The organism is Apilactobacillus kunkeei (assembly GCF_005930975.1).
In the GTDB taxonomy this organism is placed as follows: Bacteria; Bacillota; Bacilli; order Lactobacillales; family Lactobacillaceae; genus Apilactobacillus; species Apilactobacillus kunkeei_E.
In genome coordinates this window covers 57,191-74,972 of sequence record NZ_VBSE01000038.1, presented here as the reverse complement: position 1 = coordinate 74,972, position 17,782 = coordinate 57,191, and the positions used below count along the sequence as shown (strand labels likewise).

Below are 17,782 nucleotides of genomic sequence, written 5' to 3'. Positions count from 1 at the left end.
AATTACTGGAGGGTTACCAGTGGATAAAATCGTGATTAAGGGAGGCCAACGCCTTACCGGTAACGTCCACATTGAAGGTGCAAAAAATGCTGTCCTACCAATAATGGCTGCTACTATTTTAGCCAGTGAAGGAAAAACAGTTTTAAACAACGTACCACTATTATCAGACGTATATACAATGGAAGAAGTTTTACGCTTCTTGAACTTAAAAGTTGACTTTAATACTAATGAGAATCAAATGAGTTTTGATGCTACCAACCAAATCTCATACGAAGCTCCATTAGAATATGTTTCAAAGATGAGAGCATCAATCGTAGTAATGGGTCCACTATTGGCCAGATTAGGTCATGCTAAGGTTGCATTGCCAGGTGGATGTGCAATTGGTTCTCGTCCAATTGATATTCACTTGAAAGGTTTTGAAGCACTAGGTGCCAAAATCGAACAACACGATGGATACGTTGAAGCTTTTGCTGAAGACGGTTTAAAGGGTGCCGAAATTTATATGGACTTCCCAAGTGTTGGTGCTACTCAAAACATTATGATGGCTGCCACATTAGCAGAAGGCCAAACAATCATCGAAAATGTTGCTCAAGAACCTGAAATCGTTGACTTAGCTAACATCTTAAATGCGATGGGTGCTAATGTTATGGGAGCAGGTACAAGCAAAATTAAGATTAAGGGTGTAAGTAAGTTACACGGTGTAGATCACAGTGTACTACAAGACCGTATTGAAGCAGGTACTTTTATGGTAGCTGCTGCTTTGACACGCGGTAACATTTTGATCGAAGATGCAGAAGCATCATACAATCAACCATTAATCGCTAAAATGCAAGAAATGGGTGTTACTGTTAAGGAAGAACCTAATGGAATTCGTGTTATTGGTCCAGACGAATTAAAGCCTGTTGACGTAAAGACACTCCCATATCCAGGTTTTCCAACAGATATGCAACCTCAAATGACTGTTTTACAATTAGCTGCTCAAGGTAGTAGTTTATTGATTGAAACAGTTTTTGAAAATCGTTTTATGCACTTGGATGAATTAGCTAGAATGAACGCTAAGTTTAGAATTAACGGTAAGAGTGTGGTCTTAAACGGACCAACTAAGTTTAGCGGAGCGGAAGTAGCTGCAACTGATTTGAGAGCTGCTGCAGCACTCGTTCTTGCTGGATTAATTGCTGACGGTATTACAATCGTTAGAAACCTAAAATATTTAGATCGTGGATATTACGATTTTCATGTTAAGTTAGCTAAATTGGGTGCTGACATTAAGAGAGTTAACATGAAAGATGATGAAGAAATTTTCATTAGTAAAACTTCGCAAGAATAAAATGAATTATAGAGCTATATGATATAATATTTAATACATGAGTTAACTCAGGAGGAAGAGAGAAATGGTAAAAGATATCGGCATTGACTTAGGTACTGCTAATGTTTTGATTTACGTAACTGGGAAAGGAATCGTGCTAAACGAACCATCAGTAGTTGCAGTAGATATTAAAACAAACAAGTTGTTAGCAGTTGGTTCTGAAGCATACAGAATGGTTGGTAGAACACCAAGTAACATTCGTGCAATCAGACCACTAAAAGAAGGAGTTATTTCAGATTTCGATGTAACTGAAAAAATGCTTACATACTTTATCAACAAGTTAAGTGTTAAGGGCTTTATGTCAAAGCCTAAGACCATGATTTGTGCTCCAACAAACATTACTAACATCGAAAGAAAAGCAATTATCCAAGCTGCTGAAAAATCCGGTGGTGGTAAAGTTTACATCGAAGAAGAACCTAAAGTTGCTGCAATTGGTGCTGGAATGAACATTTTCCAACCAAAAGGAAACATGGTAATTGATATGGGTGGTGGAACATCTGACATCGCCGTGTTATCATTAGGTGATATCGTTGCAAGTAAGTCAATTCGTGTAGCTGGTGATGTAATGAACACAGATATTGTTTCTTACATAAAGGACAAACACGGATTGGTTATTGGAGAACATACCGCTGAAAAGATTAAGATTACCATCGGTACTGCAGACCCTAATGAAACTGATGTTAAGGAAATGGAAGTACGTGGTAGAGATGTTCTTGGTGGAATGCCTAGATCTATTACTTTAAACAGTAAGGAAGTTCAAAAGGCAATTGAAGATACAGTAAATCAAATCATTGATGCTGCTAAGGATGTCTTAGAAGTAGTTCCTCCTGAATTAGCTTCTGATATTGTGGATAGAGGAATTATTTTAACTGGTGGTGGTGCCTTGTTAAGAGGAATCGACCATGCCATTTCAAAAGAATTAACTGTGCCAGTGTTAATTTCTGAAAGTCCTCTAGATAATGTTGCTAAGGGTGCAGGTGCATTACTTGAACATATCAACAAACAAGAAAGCAAAAAATAAAGATTAATATAAGAAAGTGATAACTGATGAGAAAGTTTCTGATAAAATTGGTGATGGGATATAAACGATTTATTTCACCACTATTACCGGCCTCTTGTCGTTATTATCCGACATGTTCTACTTATATGATCGATGCTGTCAGAAAGCACGGAGCATTATTAGGTTTTGTAATGGGGTGTGCACGGATTTTACGTTGTCATCCTTTTGTCAAAGGTGGTTATGATCCGGTTTCTGATCATTTTACTATTTTTAGAAATAAGAGGGCGTCGAAAGATTATCGACGTTCTATGAATTTAAAGTAGTCGATCAAATATTTGAATCGACTACTTTTATTTTTAGGAGGACAAAATGTCAAAGGGAAAGAAAAATATTGAAGTTACTTTAGATACAAAGAACGTGAACGGCGAAGAACGCGAAGTTCTTTTTGTTGGAAAGCAAGAAGTGGGCTTCATTCGTCAAGTTGATGAAGAAAAGTTTGAAGCTGTTTTTGATGAAGACAATGTATTTAAAGCCAAATCCTTAGACGAAGGAATCGAATTATTAATTAGCCAATACAACTTACACAAGGGCTAAAATGATTTAGAGGTGATTTGCAGTGTTTAATAGTGACAATGATAGCAATTCTTCTCGATTAGATTGGACAATCATAATTTGTGTTGGCCTTTTAGCATTGATTGGTATTGGTGCAATTTATGTTGCCGTAAATCATGATTCTTATTCCGGAACAATCGTGAAGCAAATGATTACACAGTTGGTATGGTATACAATCGGAACTGTATTAATCATAATCATCATGCAATTTGATTCTGAACAATTATGGAAAGTTGCACCAATTATTTACTGGGGAGCTTTAACGTTACTGGCATCGTTACTTGTTTTGTACAGTAGATATTACTTTATTCAAACAGGGGCCAAAAGTTGGTTCCAATTAGGTCCGTTGACTTTTCAACCGGCCGAAATTATGAAACCAGCGTTTGTGGTTATGTTGGCAAGAGTGATTGTTGAGCATAACAGAAACTACGCTGTTCACACATTGAAAACAGATGCACTGTTATTGGGAAAAATGATCTTATGGACATTACCAATCTGTGTGTTATTAAAAATTGAAAATGATTTCGGTACAATGCTTGTTTTCTTCGCCATGCTTGGTGGATTAGTTATTGTATCTGGAATCACTTGGAGAATCATTGTTCCTGGAGTCGCTGCATTTGCAACGATTGGTGGAACTGCTTTAGTTTTAGTCATCACCAGTGGTGGGAGAAAGATATTGGAAGCATTAGGTTTTCAATCTTACCAATTTGATCGTGTTAATGATTGGTTGGACCCATCAAATCCTGAAAATCTAGCTGGATCGGGTTATCAACTATGGCAAAGTATTAAGGCCGTTGGTTCTGGTGGATTCAGTGGAACTGGATTTAATGTATCTCACGTATACGTTCCGGTTCGTGAATCAGACATGATTTTTTCAGTTATCGGTGAAAACTTTGGATTCATCGGTGGATTAGTTTTAATTGGAATTTATTTCGTTTTGATTTATAGAATGATTAAGGTTACTTTTGAAACTAAAAACGTTTACTACGCATACATTTCAACAGGAATTATCATGATGATTTTATTCCACGTATTTGAAAATATTGGTATGAGTATTGGATTATTACCATTGACTGGTATTCCTTTGCCATTCGTCAGTCAGGGTGGTTCAGCCTTGATTGGAAACATGATTGGGATTGGATTAGTCATGTCAATGCAGTATCATAATTATGGATACATGTTCAGTGCTAGTCGTGACTTCTCATAGCTAACGAATTGACATGTACATTAATTAATTGTATACTTTATTAAAATTTGATTATAAGATGAGTAGGTAGTTAACGAATATCAAAGAGAGCTCGGTTGGTGAAAAAGAGTTATTTGTAATTACCGAATATGGTCTTGATAAATAATCAGTTAGCGAAATTTGGGATAAACTAACATCGTCTGGCAAACGTTATATTGCTCAAGTATTAAAGATACTTATGAGGCTATTGTCGTGAGGCAATAGTGAATAAAAGGTGGTAACACGAGCTTTTCGTCCTTTACTGTTAAATCAGTAGGTGCGGAAGGCTTTTTTATTTGAAAGTGAGGAGAAACAGTTTGATTAGATTTAAGAATGTTAACAAGAAATACAAACTTGATAAAAGCATTCTAACAGCTGTTAAAGACGTTAACCTAGAAATTAACGATGGTGAAATCTTTGGTATCATCGGATATTCTGGTGCTGGTAAATCAACTCTTGTTAGAATGTTAGATGGTCTAGAAGCCCCAACTTCTGGTTCTATCGAAATTAATGGTAAGGATATTGCAAAATTAAGTAGTAAGGATTTAAGGGCACAACGTAAAAAGGTTGGTATGATTTTCCAACACTTTAACTTACTTTGGTCTAGAACTATCCAACAAAATATTGAATTGCCATTAGAAATTGCTGGTGTCGATAAAGAACAACGTCATCAAAAGGCTGAAAAACTAATTGAATTAGTTGGTTTAAAGGGACGTGAAAATGATTATCCTTCTGAATTATCTGGGGGACAAAAACAACGTGTAGGGATTGCTAGAGCATTGGCTAATGATCCAGAAATTCTTATTTCTGACGAAGCAACCAGTGCATTGGATCCACAAACAACTGATGAGATATTAGATTTATTACTAGAAATCAATAAGAAGTTAAATTTAACTATTCTTTTGATTACACACGAAATGCATGCAATTAGAAAGACAGCTTCAAAAGTTGCCGTTATGCAAGATGGTCAAGTTGTTGAATCTGGTAATGTTTATGACATTTTCCAAAATCCTAAACAAGCTATTACTAAACGTTTCGTTAGTGAAGATGACAATCCTAATGCTAAGGATTTGAGTATGACCGTCGATGAAATTATTAAGAACTATCCAAATGGAATGGTAATTAAGTTAACCTTTAAGGGTAATCAATCACAACAACCAATTGTGTCACAAATGATTCGAGAATTTGATTCTTTGGAATTAAATATCGTCGAAGGAAGTATTCATCAAACACAGGGTGGTTCCATTGGTTCACTTGTTTTGCAACTATTAGGAACTCCTGAAGATCAAAACAAGGCGGTTGAATACTTAAAATCAGTAAATGTGGAAGCAGAGGTGATTAACCGTGGCTAATCAAGGAATTCAATCATACTTCCAATTTAATAATGTTAATTGGAGTGCAATGAGACAAGCAACATGGGAAACAGTTTGGATGACTGCTTTATCAATGATTATCGTTGCTGTATTAGGGATTATTTTAGGACTATTGTTATTTGAAAGTCGTAATAAATCAGGTTTCGGTTGGAAAATTATTAACTGGGTAGTATCTTTTCTAGTAAATGTATTTAGATCAATTCCATTTATTATCTTAATCGTACTATTATTACCATTCACAAAGGACCTTGTAGGTACAATTATTGGACCTAAGGCCGCAATTCCATCACTAGTTATTTCAGCTGCACCATTTTACGCTAGAATGGTTGAAGCTAACTTCAGAGAAGTGGATGATGGTGTAATTGAAGCAGTTAAATCAATGGGTGGAACTAACTGGGATGTTATCTTTAAAGTATTACTTCCAGAAAGTACTCCAGCTTTAATCTCGGGAGCAACTGTTACTGCTATTTCATTGATTTCATACACTGCAATGGCTGGTGCTATTGGTTCTGGTGGTTTAGGTTACCTAGCATACTTGGATGGTTTCCAATCAAATAACAACACTGTTACTTTAGTGGCAACCGTTATTATTTTAATTATTGTTCTAATCGTTCAAACAGTTGGGGACTTACTAGTTAAGAAAATCGATAAACGTACACTATAAGGGGGATATTAAAATGAAAAAGCTTTTATCCTTTGGTGGAATCGTTGTTCTATTCATCGTTTTACTATTACTGGGTCCTGGTAACTATAAGGCAAAGAATACTATTAGAATTGGGGCTTCTAACATTCCCCATGCTCAAATTCTTCGTCATATTGAACCAGAACTTAGAAAAAAAGGCATCAAGTTAGATATCGTTACATTTCAGGACTATGTATTACCTAATCGTGCTTTGGTTGGTAAACAATTGGATGCTAACTACTTCCAAACTCCTGCTTTCTTAGATCAATGGAATAAGGAATATGATGGTCATTTAGTTAACGTTGGGGCTGTTCATTTGGAACCAATTGGTATTTATTCCAAGAAGTACAAAAAGCTCTCAGACCTTAAAAATGGCGCTCACATCTTAGTAAGTAGTAATGCACCAGATTATGGTCGTATTCTTCAATTATTCCAACAAAATGGTCTAATCAAGATTAAAAAGGGTGTAGATATCACTCAAGCCAACTTCAGTGACATTGCTTATAATCCAAAACATTTGGTTTTCCAAACTGGATATGAACCAAAGATTATGCCATTGATTTACAACAATGGTGAAGGCGATGCGGTTGCAATTAATTCTAATTACGCCGTTCAAGGTGGTTTACAACCGGATAAGCAAGCAATTGCTTTACAAAAGGCTGAAAAGAACTCACCATACTTCAATATTGTTGCCGTTAGAAATGGTGATCAAAACAGAAAAGACATCAAAGAATTGGTTAAGGTTTTACAATCTAAATCAACTCAAGAATGGATTAAAAAACATTATAAGGGTTCTGTACTACCAGCTAAGAATTACTAATTAAAAAGCGTCTGAGACGCTTTTTTTTATTGACATTTTTAAAATTTAACTTTATAGTTAGTTACATAAGTAATTAACTAAAGATAGGCGGTGAAAAGGATGCAATTTGACTTTAATAGTCCGGAGCCCATTTTTATTCAGGTTGCTACTCAATTAGAGGATGCAATCTTTACTGGTGCTTTTCACGAGGGAGCACAAGTACCATCTACGACAGAAATTTCAAAGCAATTTAAGATTAATCCAGCAACAGTTCTTAAGGGGATGAACATGCTGGTTGATAATGATTTGTTAGAGAAACGTCGTGGACGTGGAACCTTTGTGAAGCAAGGAGCTCAAGAGATAATTATTAAACGAAGACAGGAACATTTCTACAATGATTACATTTTGAATTTAATCAATGAATCAAAGAAATTGCATCTATCTGAAGACGATATTTTAGCACTAGTAAAGAGGGGATATGACAATGAGCAAGATCGAAGTTAAACATTTAGCTAAACGTTTCAAGTTTGCAAAACAACCTCTATTAAATGAAGTTAATTTCAATTTAGAAGAAAACGAAATCTATGGATTATTCGGTGAAAACGGAGCCGGTAAATCAACTCTAATGAGCATGATTGCTGATTATAACCGTCCGTCAGCTGGACAAGTCCTTTTTGATGGACAAGAAGTCCACGAAAATGATGAAGCACTAAGCGAAATTTACTTCATGAACCAAGATGATATGTACACTAAAAAGGATAAGGTTTCTCAAATCTTTTCTTTTGTTGAGTCAATGTATCAAGATTATGATGTTGAACTACAAACAAAGTTGGTTAAGGAATTTAAATTAGATATTAACCAAAAGCTTAACAAGTTATCTACCGGTTACCAATCAATTGTTAAAATCATCATCTCACTATGTGTTCCTTGCAAGTTTATCTTGTTGGATGAACCAACGTTAGGTTTGGATGCCAGAAATCGTGAAATATTCCAAAGTAACTTGATTGAAACATACAGTGAAAATCCAAGAACATTTGTCATTTCTACCCATATTATTGATGAAATTGACCGTATTATCAGTCATGTACTATTACTTCAAGACGGAGTAATTAAGATGAACGGAAGCATTGATGAAGTATCATCAAAATCATACAGTGTTTCAGGACCAGCAGAAGATGTTAACAGCTACATCGATGGTGTTAAGGTATTGGATGAAGAACAATTAGGTCGTTACAAGACCGTTCACTTTATGGATCAACTTCCTGATAGAGAGGTTCCAGCATCCGTTGATATTGAAAAAATGAAACTACAAAAACTACTAGTATATATTATGGATAGGGGGGGATTATAGTGAAGACAAAAGCACTCGCAAAGCAATATTGCCACGACTTTATTCCATACATATGGTATGGAATAATCGTTTCTGTTGTTTATATCTTATTCGGACTTTTATCAGTAGTAGATGGTCAACCACCTATTGAATATCAATTTAAAGAAACTTTTTTCATGGCACCTTATATCATTACTGTTGTAACCATGATTGGAATTAGTTTCAATTACAGACGATTTAAATTGGCAATGCAAAATGGGATTTCACGTAAGACATTTTGGAAAGCTAAGATGCTTTTTATTGCTAAAGCAGCTCTTATCGTTAATGTAGTTAACTTGATTATTAGCTTCATAAGCATGAAAATAGGACCTAATGAAACTTACTTGTATTATCAGGCCTATGGTAAAGCTTTTAGTAATGTATTTGCCCAATCAATTTCAATGTTTATTACAGACTATGTGGTATTGCTATTCATATTCATTGTTATGAACACTTTTGGAACTATGACATCTTTAATGAATAAGATTGGTAAATCAATCTTTTACTCTATTGGGATAGTTTGTTATATGTTTCTTACTAATTTGTTAACTCAATATAGCTCACAAAGAATAATTAGTAGATTTTATGCTCACATCAATGGGGACGCAATTTTGAACTTTATTTTTTCTATTGGCGCAAAAGTTCCTAGACCATATCCATTGATTGGATTCACAATCGTTTTAGCTATTATTGCAGCATTATTTAATTTATTATTCACCAAATTAGAACAAGTAAAAAGGTAAAAAGAATTCTTTAATCTATAAAACCATGTTATAATGTAGTTTCAAAGAATTATTGATAGGACGGTATAAAATGATGAAAAAGACTCATTTAGCATTACTTTTCGGTGGAGATTCATCAGAACATGATGTTTCAAAACGTTCAGCTCATAACATTTATGATGCAATGGATAAAGATAAGTACGATATTAGCTTATTCTTAATTACTAAGACAGGAATCATCTTAGATAATGAATCATCACATCGTGTGTTTGATGGTGAACCTGAAGATGCTGTGGTTGAAGAAGCTGTTAAGAACTTGGACTTCTCTGATCCATTGGCCCCAATTAAAAACTTATCAAAGACTAAGGATATTGACGTATTCTTCCCAATCGTTCACGGTAACTTGGGTGAAGACGGTACTATCCAAGGTCTTCTAAGATTACTACATAAGCCATACGTTGGTAGTGGTATCTTGGAATCAGCAATGGGCTTTGATAAAGACATTACTAAGAAGATGTTAAACCTAGCAGGAGTTAGAAATACTAACTACCACTTGATTACTCCTGATAATAAAGATCAATTCACTTATGCTAAATTACAAGCCGAATTTGGTGACGTGATTTTCTTGAAGCCAGCTAACCAAGGTTCATCAGTTGGTATTCACAAGGTAACAAATGAACAGGAATTTGAAGATGGACTAAAGGATGCATTCAGATATGATTACAAGATTTTAGCTGAACAAGCCATCAACGGTCCAGAAGAATTAGAAATCTCAATCTTAGGTAACGAAAAACCAATTGCTTCTCAAGTTGGTGCCATTCGTGTTCCTAAGGAAGACAAGTTCTATACTTATGACAACAAGTTTGTTGATGCTAGCCAAGTTAAGTTTGATATTCCAGTTGATATTCCAGAATCACTATCAGACGAAATCACTGATTTAGCATTACGCGGATACAAGGCATTAGGTCTAAAAGGATTAGCTCGTATTGACTTCTTAGTATCTAAAGAAGGTGTTCCTTACCTTGGAGAAGTTAACACATTACCTGGTTTCACTAACATTAGTCTATATCCACAACTATGGGAAGCTTCAGGTATCAGTTACACTGAACTAATCGATAGATTAATTGATTTAGCTTATAAAGAATTTGATCGTCGAAACAACATCATTCACGACTTCAAACCATTATCATAATAATAAAAAAGAGGTAATCATTTGGATTATCTCTTTTTTTGTTGGAAAATTGTTTAAGAAAGTATTAAATTAACCGAAAAAAATTGTATTTTTACGCGTATGTAATAGAGTAAAAATCACCGAAAGGAATTATGAAATATGAAAAGATGTGCATGGGCTAGTGATAGCGCTGAAATGTTGGTTTATCACGATAAGGAATGGGGAGTTCCAAAGAAAAAATTATCTGAATTATTTGAATGTTTAACGCTAGAAATTTTTCAAGCTGGATTATCATGGTCAACGGTTTTACGTAAAAGGGAAGCTTTTAGAGAAGATTTTGTAAATTTTGATGTTGAGAAAATTAGTTGTTTTAATGATGTAGACATTGAAAGATTGATGAATGATGACTCAATTATTCGTAATCGTGCCAAAATAATTGCCACAGTCGAAAATGCTAAGGCTTGTATGAGCAATAATTTAGTTCATTTAACATGGGAACCATTTGATTTTATGCAAATGGATGGACTAAATGATAATAATAAAGATGACATTAAGGAATTCATTAAACCATACGTTAAACAATTTAGGGATGCAGGATTCAAACGTGTTGGGCCAACAACACTATATTCATATTTTCAATCAGTAGGGGTGATTAATGATCATGAATTAGATTGTTTTAGACATAAAGAATTAAATGATAGTTTTAAAGTGTGATTCAAAGAAAGGATTTTAGAATGAATATTAACGGCACTTTAATTAAGAAGCGACGTAAAAATTTAAACATAACTCAATGCCAGCTTGCTAAACAAGTTGCCTGTACTCAACCAGTGATTTGTCAGATTGAAAATGGTAGTTATGACCACCAAATTAGTTTATATGTTGTGAAAAACATTTGTAAGATATTGTTACTTGATATTGATAAGGTGATTGAAAACGAGAGTAAAGTGGCCAGTTACGAAATTGATAGCATTCCATTTTGTGCAGCATTATGTATTCCAGACGAGATACAGAAAAAATTGGACAAGTATGAAGAAAAATTGGAAGATAAGGAAGATATTAAGTATTTCCAAATTATTCATGCTGCAGTTCAACTTAGTAATCAAAATTACAGTGCATCGATTGATGAACTCCAAAGACTGAACTTTAATTTCTATGAAAAAAATGAGATTAGCATGCAAAAAATGGTTATTATGGGGATGTTAGCGATTGACTATTTTGCAATGAGTAAATTCTCTATTGCTTATCAATATGTGGTTGAGACAATTGAAATTACCAAACAGATGAGTCAATCAGACATTGAGGATATGCAATTCTTAATTTTATACCGTGAACTTGATGCAATTTGCACAACATTGAATTTGAAAAATGATTCAAGTTATTTAAAGAAAATATCATGTCGTGCGTTTTTACGAAGTATTGTTGGTATCGAAAGTAAGGGGATTGACATCAAATTTGATAAGTTAGATCAACCCAACGGTGTTTTTGAATACTGGAAACAATTTTTAAGCGAAAACAATCCATTGGCAGTCAATGATGACTGGACGGTTGAATAAAAAAAGACCTGGAATAACACCCAGGTCTTTTTATTATTTTTCTACTTTATTGTTTAAGTCTGATTTTACGATTAAAACATCACATTCTGCTACACGAGTTACGTATGAAGCAACTGAACCAATTAATAAACGCTCAGCAGCACTTTGTCCGTTGGCACCGATAATGATTAAATCAGTGTCGAAACGATCAACTAAATCTCTTGAGATAATTGATTTAGGGGCACCGTATTCAATTGTATAATCAACATTCTTAATTCCAGCATCTTGAGCCTTCTTTAAGTATTTTTCTAGTGAATCTTTAACACGGCTAGTAACGTCATCTAACATTGATGAGTCGAAATTAGCTAGGTTAGTGAATGATCGCGTATCGATTACGTGCACGATGTGTAAGTCAGCATTATTGTGTTTGGCAACTTCGATTGACTTATTGAATGCTAACTTTGAGTTCTTTGAACCATCGATTGGAATCATAATTTGACTGTAATCTTGTAACATATTCTTTCACCTCAAACTATTTACTTGGTAATGAATGTAAGTAACATTAACTCCATCACCAATAACATTATACAACTTATTACCATAATGGTTGTAACGAAAAAGATATTTGGAATAAAAATTGCGATTGCTGAAAATGTTGCTAAAACACAAAAGACAATTCCAAAGAATTTAACGAGTTTACCAAGTGCTTGATTACTTTCAGGATGTAGCATCATAAATGGTTTATCAGTATGGGTTAAGAGGAAACGACCAATTGTGAATAACACAATTGTCGCTAATAACACTAGAATTCTAATTAACATTGTAGACTCCTATTTATCACGCTGTGCGTGAAGTAATTTTTCGTATTGCTGTTTAAATGTACTTTCAATCTTACCATTGGTTTTGGGCTCATAGTAAGTATCATTTTTAATCTTGTTAGGTAAGTATTGTTGTTTAACCCAATCGTTTGGATAATCATGAGCATACTTGTAATTAATACCATGGCCTAACTTTTTAGCACCTGAGTAGTGACTATCCTTTAGATGATCAGGAATGTCACCATAGTTACCAGTTCTAATTTTCGCAATCGCCGCATCAATCGCACGCATTGCTGTGTTTGATTTAGGTGATAGGCATAATTCGATGATTGCGTTGGCTAACGGAATTCTTGCTTCAGGGAAACCGACTTTGTTGGCGGCTTCAATGGCTGAAACAGTCCTAGCACAAGCAGCTGGATTAGCTAGTCCCACATCTTCGTATGCGATTACCATTAAACGACGACTAATGGAATTTAAGTCACCAGATTCGATTAAACGACCAGCATAATGGAGGGCAGCATTAACATCCGATCCACGAATTGATTTTTGAAAAGCTGAAACAACATCATAATGAGCATCACCATTTTTATCTTGTGTTAAAGCTTTTCTTTGAAGACATGATTCTACATCTTTTAATGATATATGAATGATACCTTCTTCATCGCCAGAAGTGGACTTAGCTGCCAGTTCTAGTGCATTTAAAGCACTTCTTAAATCACCGTTGGTGCTAGTGGATAGGAAATGTAATGCATTTTTAGCTAAATCGATGTTCATATTTCCCAATCCATTGTCTTTATCAGTTAACGCACGTTTTATAGCTGATTTAATATCATCCTCATTAAGAGGGTGCACCTCGAAAATTTGAGTCCTGCTTCTAATGGCAGGATTGATATTAATATATGGGTTTTCAGTAGTTGCACCGATTAGGATAATATTTCCACTTTCTAGTAATGGTAACAGGAAGTCCTGCTTAGTTTTATCCAATCGATGAATTTCATCTAGTAGTAATACAACGGTTCCAGACATCTTTGCTTCTTCAGCGACAATCTGTAAGTCTTTCTTTGTATCTGTTGCTGCATTTAGTTGACGAAATGCATACTTAGTTGAACCAGCAATCGCACTGGCAATACTGGTTTTACCCGTTCCAGGAGGTCCATATAGAATCATTGATGATAAAATCTTTGCTTTTACCATTCGATCGATGATTTTACCCGGACCGACTAAGTCTTGTTGACCGACAACGTCTTGAATTTTCTTTGGACGCATACGGTATGCTAATGGATGCAATTTATCATCACCTTTATTTGAATATATTTTTTAATTTACCAAAAAATGATTGGTTGGTTTGTTTGTCACCAGAATCCTCTGATGAATCATTTGAAGTATCTTGCTGCTTGTACTTTTCTTCGAAATCAACGGGATTGACGTTAATTGATTGGCTGTTAGCATAGACTACACCGTAGTTATCGGGTGCAGTACGGTAGAACGAGTCCGTTTTAATTACAAACTTAATGTTATTTTGTGATGCTAGTCTGATAAAAGGGGAGACCACATCATGATCCAAGTTACCGTTAATGATTAGTTGGTAGTTGTTATTATTATCAAATTCTTTTTGAAGTGCATTTACTGCGTTTGGATTTGATAAATCCTTGATTTGGATTGCTAAAGAAACACGCTCTCTAAAAGTTCCTAGATATCTACGTTGCTCATCGGGGTTAACTTTTGGAGTTCCACCCATGGATGATTGTTCCAAACGACTACTTACATCATCTTCACTCATATTAATTGCTCCTTTTCATTTATGTCTTATTACTATTTTATCATTAATTAAAAGTGGGTAGAAAAAAAGCGTTTTGCAAATGCAAAGCGCTTTTTTGGAGCAACAAGTATAACCAGAAATTATAGCTTGTTGTAGTATTCAACGATTAGTGATGCATCAATATCAGCATTCATTTCGTCACGTTGAGGTAATCTAGTTAGAGAACCTTCTAGTTTGTCAGCATCGAATGAAACGTATTGTGGACGACCAACAACAGCTTCAACGGCTTCCTTGATGATTTGTAGGTCTTTTGATTTTTCACGAACTGAAATAACTTGACCAATCTTTACTTCGTATGAAGGAATGTCAACACGTTTGCCATCAACAGTGATGTGACCGTGGTTAACTAATTGACGAGCTTGACGACGAGTAGTTGCTAAACCTAAACGGTAAACAACGTTGTCTAGTCTACGTTCTAGTAATACCATGAAGTTATCACCGTGACGACCTTCTCTAATCTTACCCGCACGAACGAATAGTTTTGAGAATTGACGTTCAGTTAAACCGTACATGAAACGTAGCTTTTGCTTTTCCTTCAATTGAGTACCGTATTCTGATAGCTTACCGCGACGACCTTGACCGTGGTCACCTGGTGCGTATGGGCGACGAGCTAATTCTTTACCAGTACCTGAAAGTGAAATACCAAGACGACGAGAAATTCTCCAACTTGGACCTGTATATCTAGACATAAAAATATCCTCCAATAAAAATTATTATTTGGAGTAAAATAATCACTGTACACTTAGTATTCGTGCATATTGCTCTGCAATGTTCACCTCAGCAGCCGTGAGGGTACTAATTGAACCATTAAGGCATCAATATGTTGACGAGCTTACCGTGTACTGCTGCATTATTTTACACAAGAATTATTGTATGATTATTACCACTAATTGTCAATGGTTATGTGGTTTTCAAATACTTTCACAAATTCTTCTAGCATTTCTTGATCTTCCTTTGAAAATCGATCGAATATTGGGGCGTCAATATCCAATACCCCAAAGCGGATTCCATCTTTTTCGATTGGAATAACGATTTCTGATTTACTGTTTGAATCACAGGCAATGTGACCTGGAAAATCATTTACGTTTTCTACACGGATAGTTTCATTTTTATCAAATGCAGTACCACACACACCGCTACCGTTTTTAATGTGGACACAAGCAACTTTTCCTTGGAATGGGCCTAAAATTAATTCGTTTTTATCGTCCACATAAGTGTAAAAACCGGTCCAACTTACATCTGGAAGTTCTTGCATTAGTAGTGCAGAGGCATTTGCCATGTTGGCAACGTTGTTATGTTCATCGGTTAACAGCGCGTCTAACTGTTGTGCTAGCATTGAATTGATTTTCATAATTGAAAACTCCCTTGTATATATTGATAATTAGGTATTTTAATAATTATCTCGTATGATATAATTGAATATAGTTAATTAGTTTATTATTAAAATATTAAAAATACAAATGTTTAATGCTAAAAAAATAAGATTAAAATAAAAAGTTGTAAGGGGACAGATGTCAAAATGATTGATTTGGTTATTTTCATAATAGTAGTGCTTGTAATACTACTGTTAGCGACATTCTTTTATCGAAAGAATCTATTTAAACGACTTGACGGTCTGGAAAAGCAAAAGGCTAATCTGAAGAACGAAATGATCGGAGACGAGTTAGAAGCGACTGGTAAAATTAAATTAAATGGTGAATCTTTCGACAAATTTAATGAATATAAAGAACAATATGAAAAAATTACCAATTCAGACTTAACAAGTATCAGATATGATATGAGTGATGCAGAAGATTTCCTTAATAGCTACAAACTATTATCAGCCAGTGCTACTATTGGTGACCTAGGGGAGGCCATCGAAGTTGTTGACGTTAAACTAAATGATATTCATGATGGTTTAAGTAAACTGCGAGAAGTTGATACTATACACCGCAAGGCGGTTGAAGATGTTGATAACACTATTAGAGAAATTAACCAACAATTACTATCACAAAACTATTCATTTGGTCCAAGTAGCGACAAACTCGAAGATAAATTGAGCTCTATAAAAGGTGTTTATGAAGAATTTGTTGCCGAAACTGAAAATGGGGATCAAAATAAAGCTGAAGAATTGCTTGGCAAGATTAACAACTTGATTAATGAAATAAATGAATTAATGAAGATTATTCCTGATACATATGTTTCATTATCAAAAGAATATCAAAGACAATTGGATGAAATTGAACGTGGTCATCGTACTATGATTCAAACTGATTACAACTTTGTCGAAGATAATATTGACGAAACTATCAACACTCTAAAGGAATCATGTCAAGAAGGATTGAAGTCACTTGCTGAACTAGACATTCCTGAAACTAAAAAGATATGCACATACATCGAAGAAACAATTGATTCAATGTATGCCATCATGGAAAAAGAAATTATTGCTAAGCGTAAAGTAAAGAAAAACATCGGATTGGTATATGATTTCATCTTCCATGCTAAGAATCAAAATAGAATTTTAAGTGATGAACTAAATGGTTTGAGCAAGAATTACAATCTAGAACACGATGAAATTGAAAATACAGCTGAATTGGCAGATAAGATTAGTAAGATTGAGACAATCTATAATAATGATTATGATGCAATTAATGGTAACAATGCTGTATATTCAGTCGTTCAAAAGCATCAACAAGATGCTAAGCAGGAATTAAGCTCAATTGAAAAACAACAAAAAGATATTAACGATTCTGTTGCTGAACTAAGCAAGGAAGAGAAAGTTGCAAGAGATAGTCTTCAAAAGTTTGATTTACAACTATTAAACATCAGAAGAAGAATTGATAACTTAAACCTTCCTGGTTTGACTGAAGACTTCCTAGAACGTTATGATTACGTATACAACGAAGTTTCAAATTTATCATCATCAATCAACCAAGTGAAGATTAGTATGGATGAGATTAACCAAAAATTGGCAAACATTTCAGACACAATGGATCACTTGTTATCTGATACAGAAAACATTATTGATAGTGCAATGTTATCGGAACGTTTGATGCAATTTGCTAACCGTTATAAAAATAATAACGAAGATTTAAACGTCGCTTGTGCGCAAGCTAAGGACTACTTCGATAATCGTTATCAATACGAAAAAAGTTTAGCTACCATGGCTGCTGCAATCGAAAAGGTTAATCCAGGTGCTTACAAGCAAATGGAAACTGAATATTATAATGAAAAACAACCAACCAAATAAATTAAAGAAGTAACTTTGATGTCATTCAAACGTTACTTCTTTTTTTCTGTTATAATGGCAAATAT

Annotated in this window: 21 protein-coding genes; 15 read left to right on the top strand and 6 right to left on the bottom strand. The window is 34.6% G+C overall.

Annotated features, from left to right (window positions below):
* Window positions 1-19 precede the first annotated feature (19 nt).
* From murA to FD688_RS03150, 14 genes are all read left to right on the top strand, one after another.
* Window positions 20-1,327, top strand: coding sequence for a UDP-N-acetylglucosamine 1-carboxyvinyltransferase (murA, locus tag FD688_RS03215; RefSeq protein ID WP_138741767.1), 1,308 nt, complete (start codon window positions 20-22; stop codon window positions 1,325-1,327).
* 64 nt (window positions 1,328-1,391) lie between these two features.
* Window positions 1,392-2,387: a rod shape-determining protein gene (locus tag FD688_RS03210; protein ID WP_054449825.1), complete on the top strand. Its 996-nt coding sequence runs from the start codon at window positions 1,392-1,394 to the stop codon at window positions 2,385-2,387.
* A 26-nt stretch (window positions 2,388-2,413) separates the two neighbouring features.
* Window positions 2,414-2,689, top strand: coding sequence for a membrane protein insertion efficiency factor YidD (gene yidD, locus FD688_RS03205; protein ID WP_080768519.1), 276 nt, complete (start codon window positions 2,414-2,416; stop codon window positions 2,687-2,689).
* Between the two features lie 46 nt (window positions 2,690-2,735).
* A complete protein-coding gene (locus FD688_RS03200; protein WP_034532084.1) occupies window positions 2,736-2,960 on the top strand; it encodes a DUF2969 domain-containing protein in 225 nt (74 codons plus the stop codon).
* A gap of 22 nt (window positions 2,961-2,982) precedes the next feature.
* Complete coding sequence (locus FD688_RS03195) at window positions 2,983-4,185, top strand: FtsW/RodA/SpoVE family cell cycle protein (protein WP_138741766.1); 1,203 nt, start codon at window positions 2,983-2,985, stop codon at window positions 4,183-4,185.
* Window positions 4,186-4,520: 335 nt separating this feature from the next.
* A complete protein-coding gene (locus FD688_RS03190) occupies window positions 4,521-5,555 on the top strand; it encodes a methionine ABC transporter ATP-binding protein (RefSeq protein ID WP_138741765.1) in 1,035 nt (344 codons plus the stop codon).
* 49 nt (window positions 5,556-5,604) lie between these two features.
* Window positions 5,605-6,240 (top strand): methionine ABC transporter permease, encoded by a 636-nt coding sequence (locus FD688_RS03185; RefSeq protein WP_190242897.1) that lies wholly within the window; start codon window positions 5,605-5,607, stop codon window positions 6,238-6,240.
* 13 nt (window positions 6,241-6,253) lie between these two features.
* The gene (locus FD688_RS03180; protein ID WP_138741763.1) at window positions 6,254-7,078 is read left to right on the top strand and encodes a MetQ/NlpA family ABC transporter substrate-binding protein; all 825 of its coding nucleotides are present in this window, start codon (window positions 6,254-6,256) and stop codon (window positions 7,076-7,078) included.
* A 99-nt stretch (window positions 7,079-7,177) separates the two neighbouring features.
* Complete coding sequence (locus FD688_RS03175) at window positions 7,178-7,561, top strand: GntR family transcriptional regulator (protein ID WP_138741762.1); 384 nt, start codon at window positions 7,178-7,180, stop codon at window positions 7,559-7,561.
* Window positions 7,542-8,408, top strand: coding sequence for an ABC transporter ATP-binding protein (locus FD688_RS03170; protein ID WP_190242893.1), 867 nt, complete (start codon window positions 7,542-7,544; stop codon window positions 8,406-8,408). Before FD688_RS03175 ends, FD688_RS03170 begins: the two co-directional genes overlap by 20 nt.
* Window positions 8,408-9,169: a hypothetical protein gene (locus FD688_RS03165; protein WP_138741760.1), complete on the top strand. Its 762-nt coding sequence runs from the start codon at window positions 8,408-8,410 to the stop codon at window positions 9,167-9,169. Before FD688_RS03170 ends, FD688_RS03165 begins: the two co-directional genes overlap by 1 nt.
* 70 nt (window positions 9,170-9,239) lie before the next feature.
* The gene (locus FD688_RS03160; RefSeq protein WP_053791639.1) at window positions 9,240-10,340 is read left to right on the top strand and encodes a D-alanine--D-alanine ligase family protein; all 1,101 of its coding nucleotides are present in this window, start codon (window positions 9,240-9,242) and stop codon (window positions 10,338-10,340) included.
* Window positions 10,341-10,478: 138 nt separating this feature from the next.
* Entirely contained in the window at window positions 10,479-11,033 is a 555-nt protein-coding gene (locus FD688_RS03155) for a DNA-3-methyladenine glycosylase I (protein WP_138741759.1), read from the top strand.
* Window positions 11,034-11,053: 20 nt separating this feature from the next.
* Window positions 11,054-11,872 carry a helix-turn-helix transcriptional regulator gene (locus FD688_RS03150; protein WP_138741758.1) on the top strand — a complete coding sequence of 273 codons (819 nt, stop codon included), beginning with the start codon at window positions 11,054-11,056 and terminating at the stop codon, window positions 11,870-11,872.
* A gap of 33 nt (window positions 11,873-11,905) precedes the next feature.
* On the opposite strand, the gene FD688_RS03145 is transcribed toward FD688_RS03150, so the two are convergent.
* The 6 genes from FD688_RS03145 to FD688_RS03120 all read right to left on the bottom strand — a co-directional run bounded on the left by FD688_RS03145 (window position 11,906) and on the right by FD688_RS03120 (window position 15,839).
* Complete coding sequence (locus FD688_RS03145; protein WP_138741757.1) at window positions 11,906-12,367, bottom strand: universal stress protein; 462 nt, start codon at window positions 12,365-12,367, stop codon at window positions 11,906-11,908.
* Between the two features lie 20 nt (window positions 12,368-12,387).
* Complete coding sequence (locus FD688_RS03140) at window positions 12,388-12,672, bottom strand: hypothetical protein (RefSeq protein WP_138741756.1); 285 nt, start codon at window positions 12,670-12,672, stop codon at window positions 12,388-12,390.
* A gap of 9 nt (window positions 12,673-12,681) precedes the next feature.
* Window positions 12,682-13,935: a replication-associated recombination protein A gene (locus FD688_RS03135; protein ID WP_138741790.1), complete on the bottom strand. Its 1,254-nt coding sequence runs from the start codon at window positions 13,933-13,935 to the stop codon at window positions 12,682-12,684.
* A gap of 34 nt (window positions 13,936-13,969) precedes the next feature.
* The gene (locus tag FD688_RS03130) at window positions 13,970-14,449 is read right to left on the bottom strand and encodes a YueI family protein (protein WP_138741755.1); all 480 of its coding nucleotides are present in this window, start codon (window positions 14,447-14,449) and stop codon (window positions 13,970-13,972) included.
* 119 nt (window positions 14,450-14,568) lie between these two features.
* Complete coding sequence (gene rpsD / locus FD688_RS03125) at window positions 14,569-15,177, bottom strand: 30S ribosomal protein S4 (RefSeq protein ID WP_034532104.1); 609 nt, start codon at window positions 15,175-15,177, stop codon at window positions 14,569-14,571.
* 197 nt (window positions 15,178-15,374) lie between these two features.
* Window positions 15,375-15,839 carry a GAF domain-containing protein gene (locus FD688_RS03120; RefSeq protein WP_138741754.1) on the bottom strand — a complete coding sequence of 155 codons (465 nt, stop codon included), beginning with the start codon at window positions 15,837-15,839 and terminating at the stop codon, window positions 15,375-15,377.
* 168 nt (window positions 15,840-16,007) lie between these two features.
* Here FD688_RS03120 and FD688_RS03115 point away from each other — a divergent pair, with 168 nt between their 5' ends.
* On the top strand, window positions 16,008-17,717 hold the full coding sequence (locus tag FD688_RS03115) for a septation ring formation regulator EzrA (RefSeq protein WP_138741753.1): 1,710 nt from the start codon (window positions 16,008-16,010) through the stop codon (window positions 17,715-17,717).
* Window positions 17,718-17,782 lie beyond the last annotated feature (65 nt).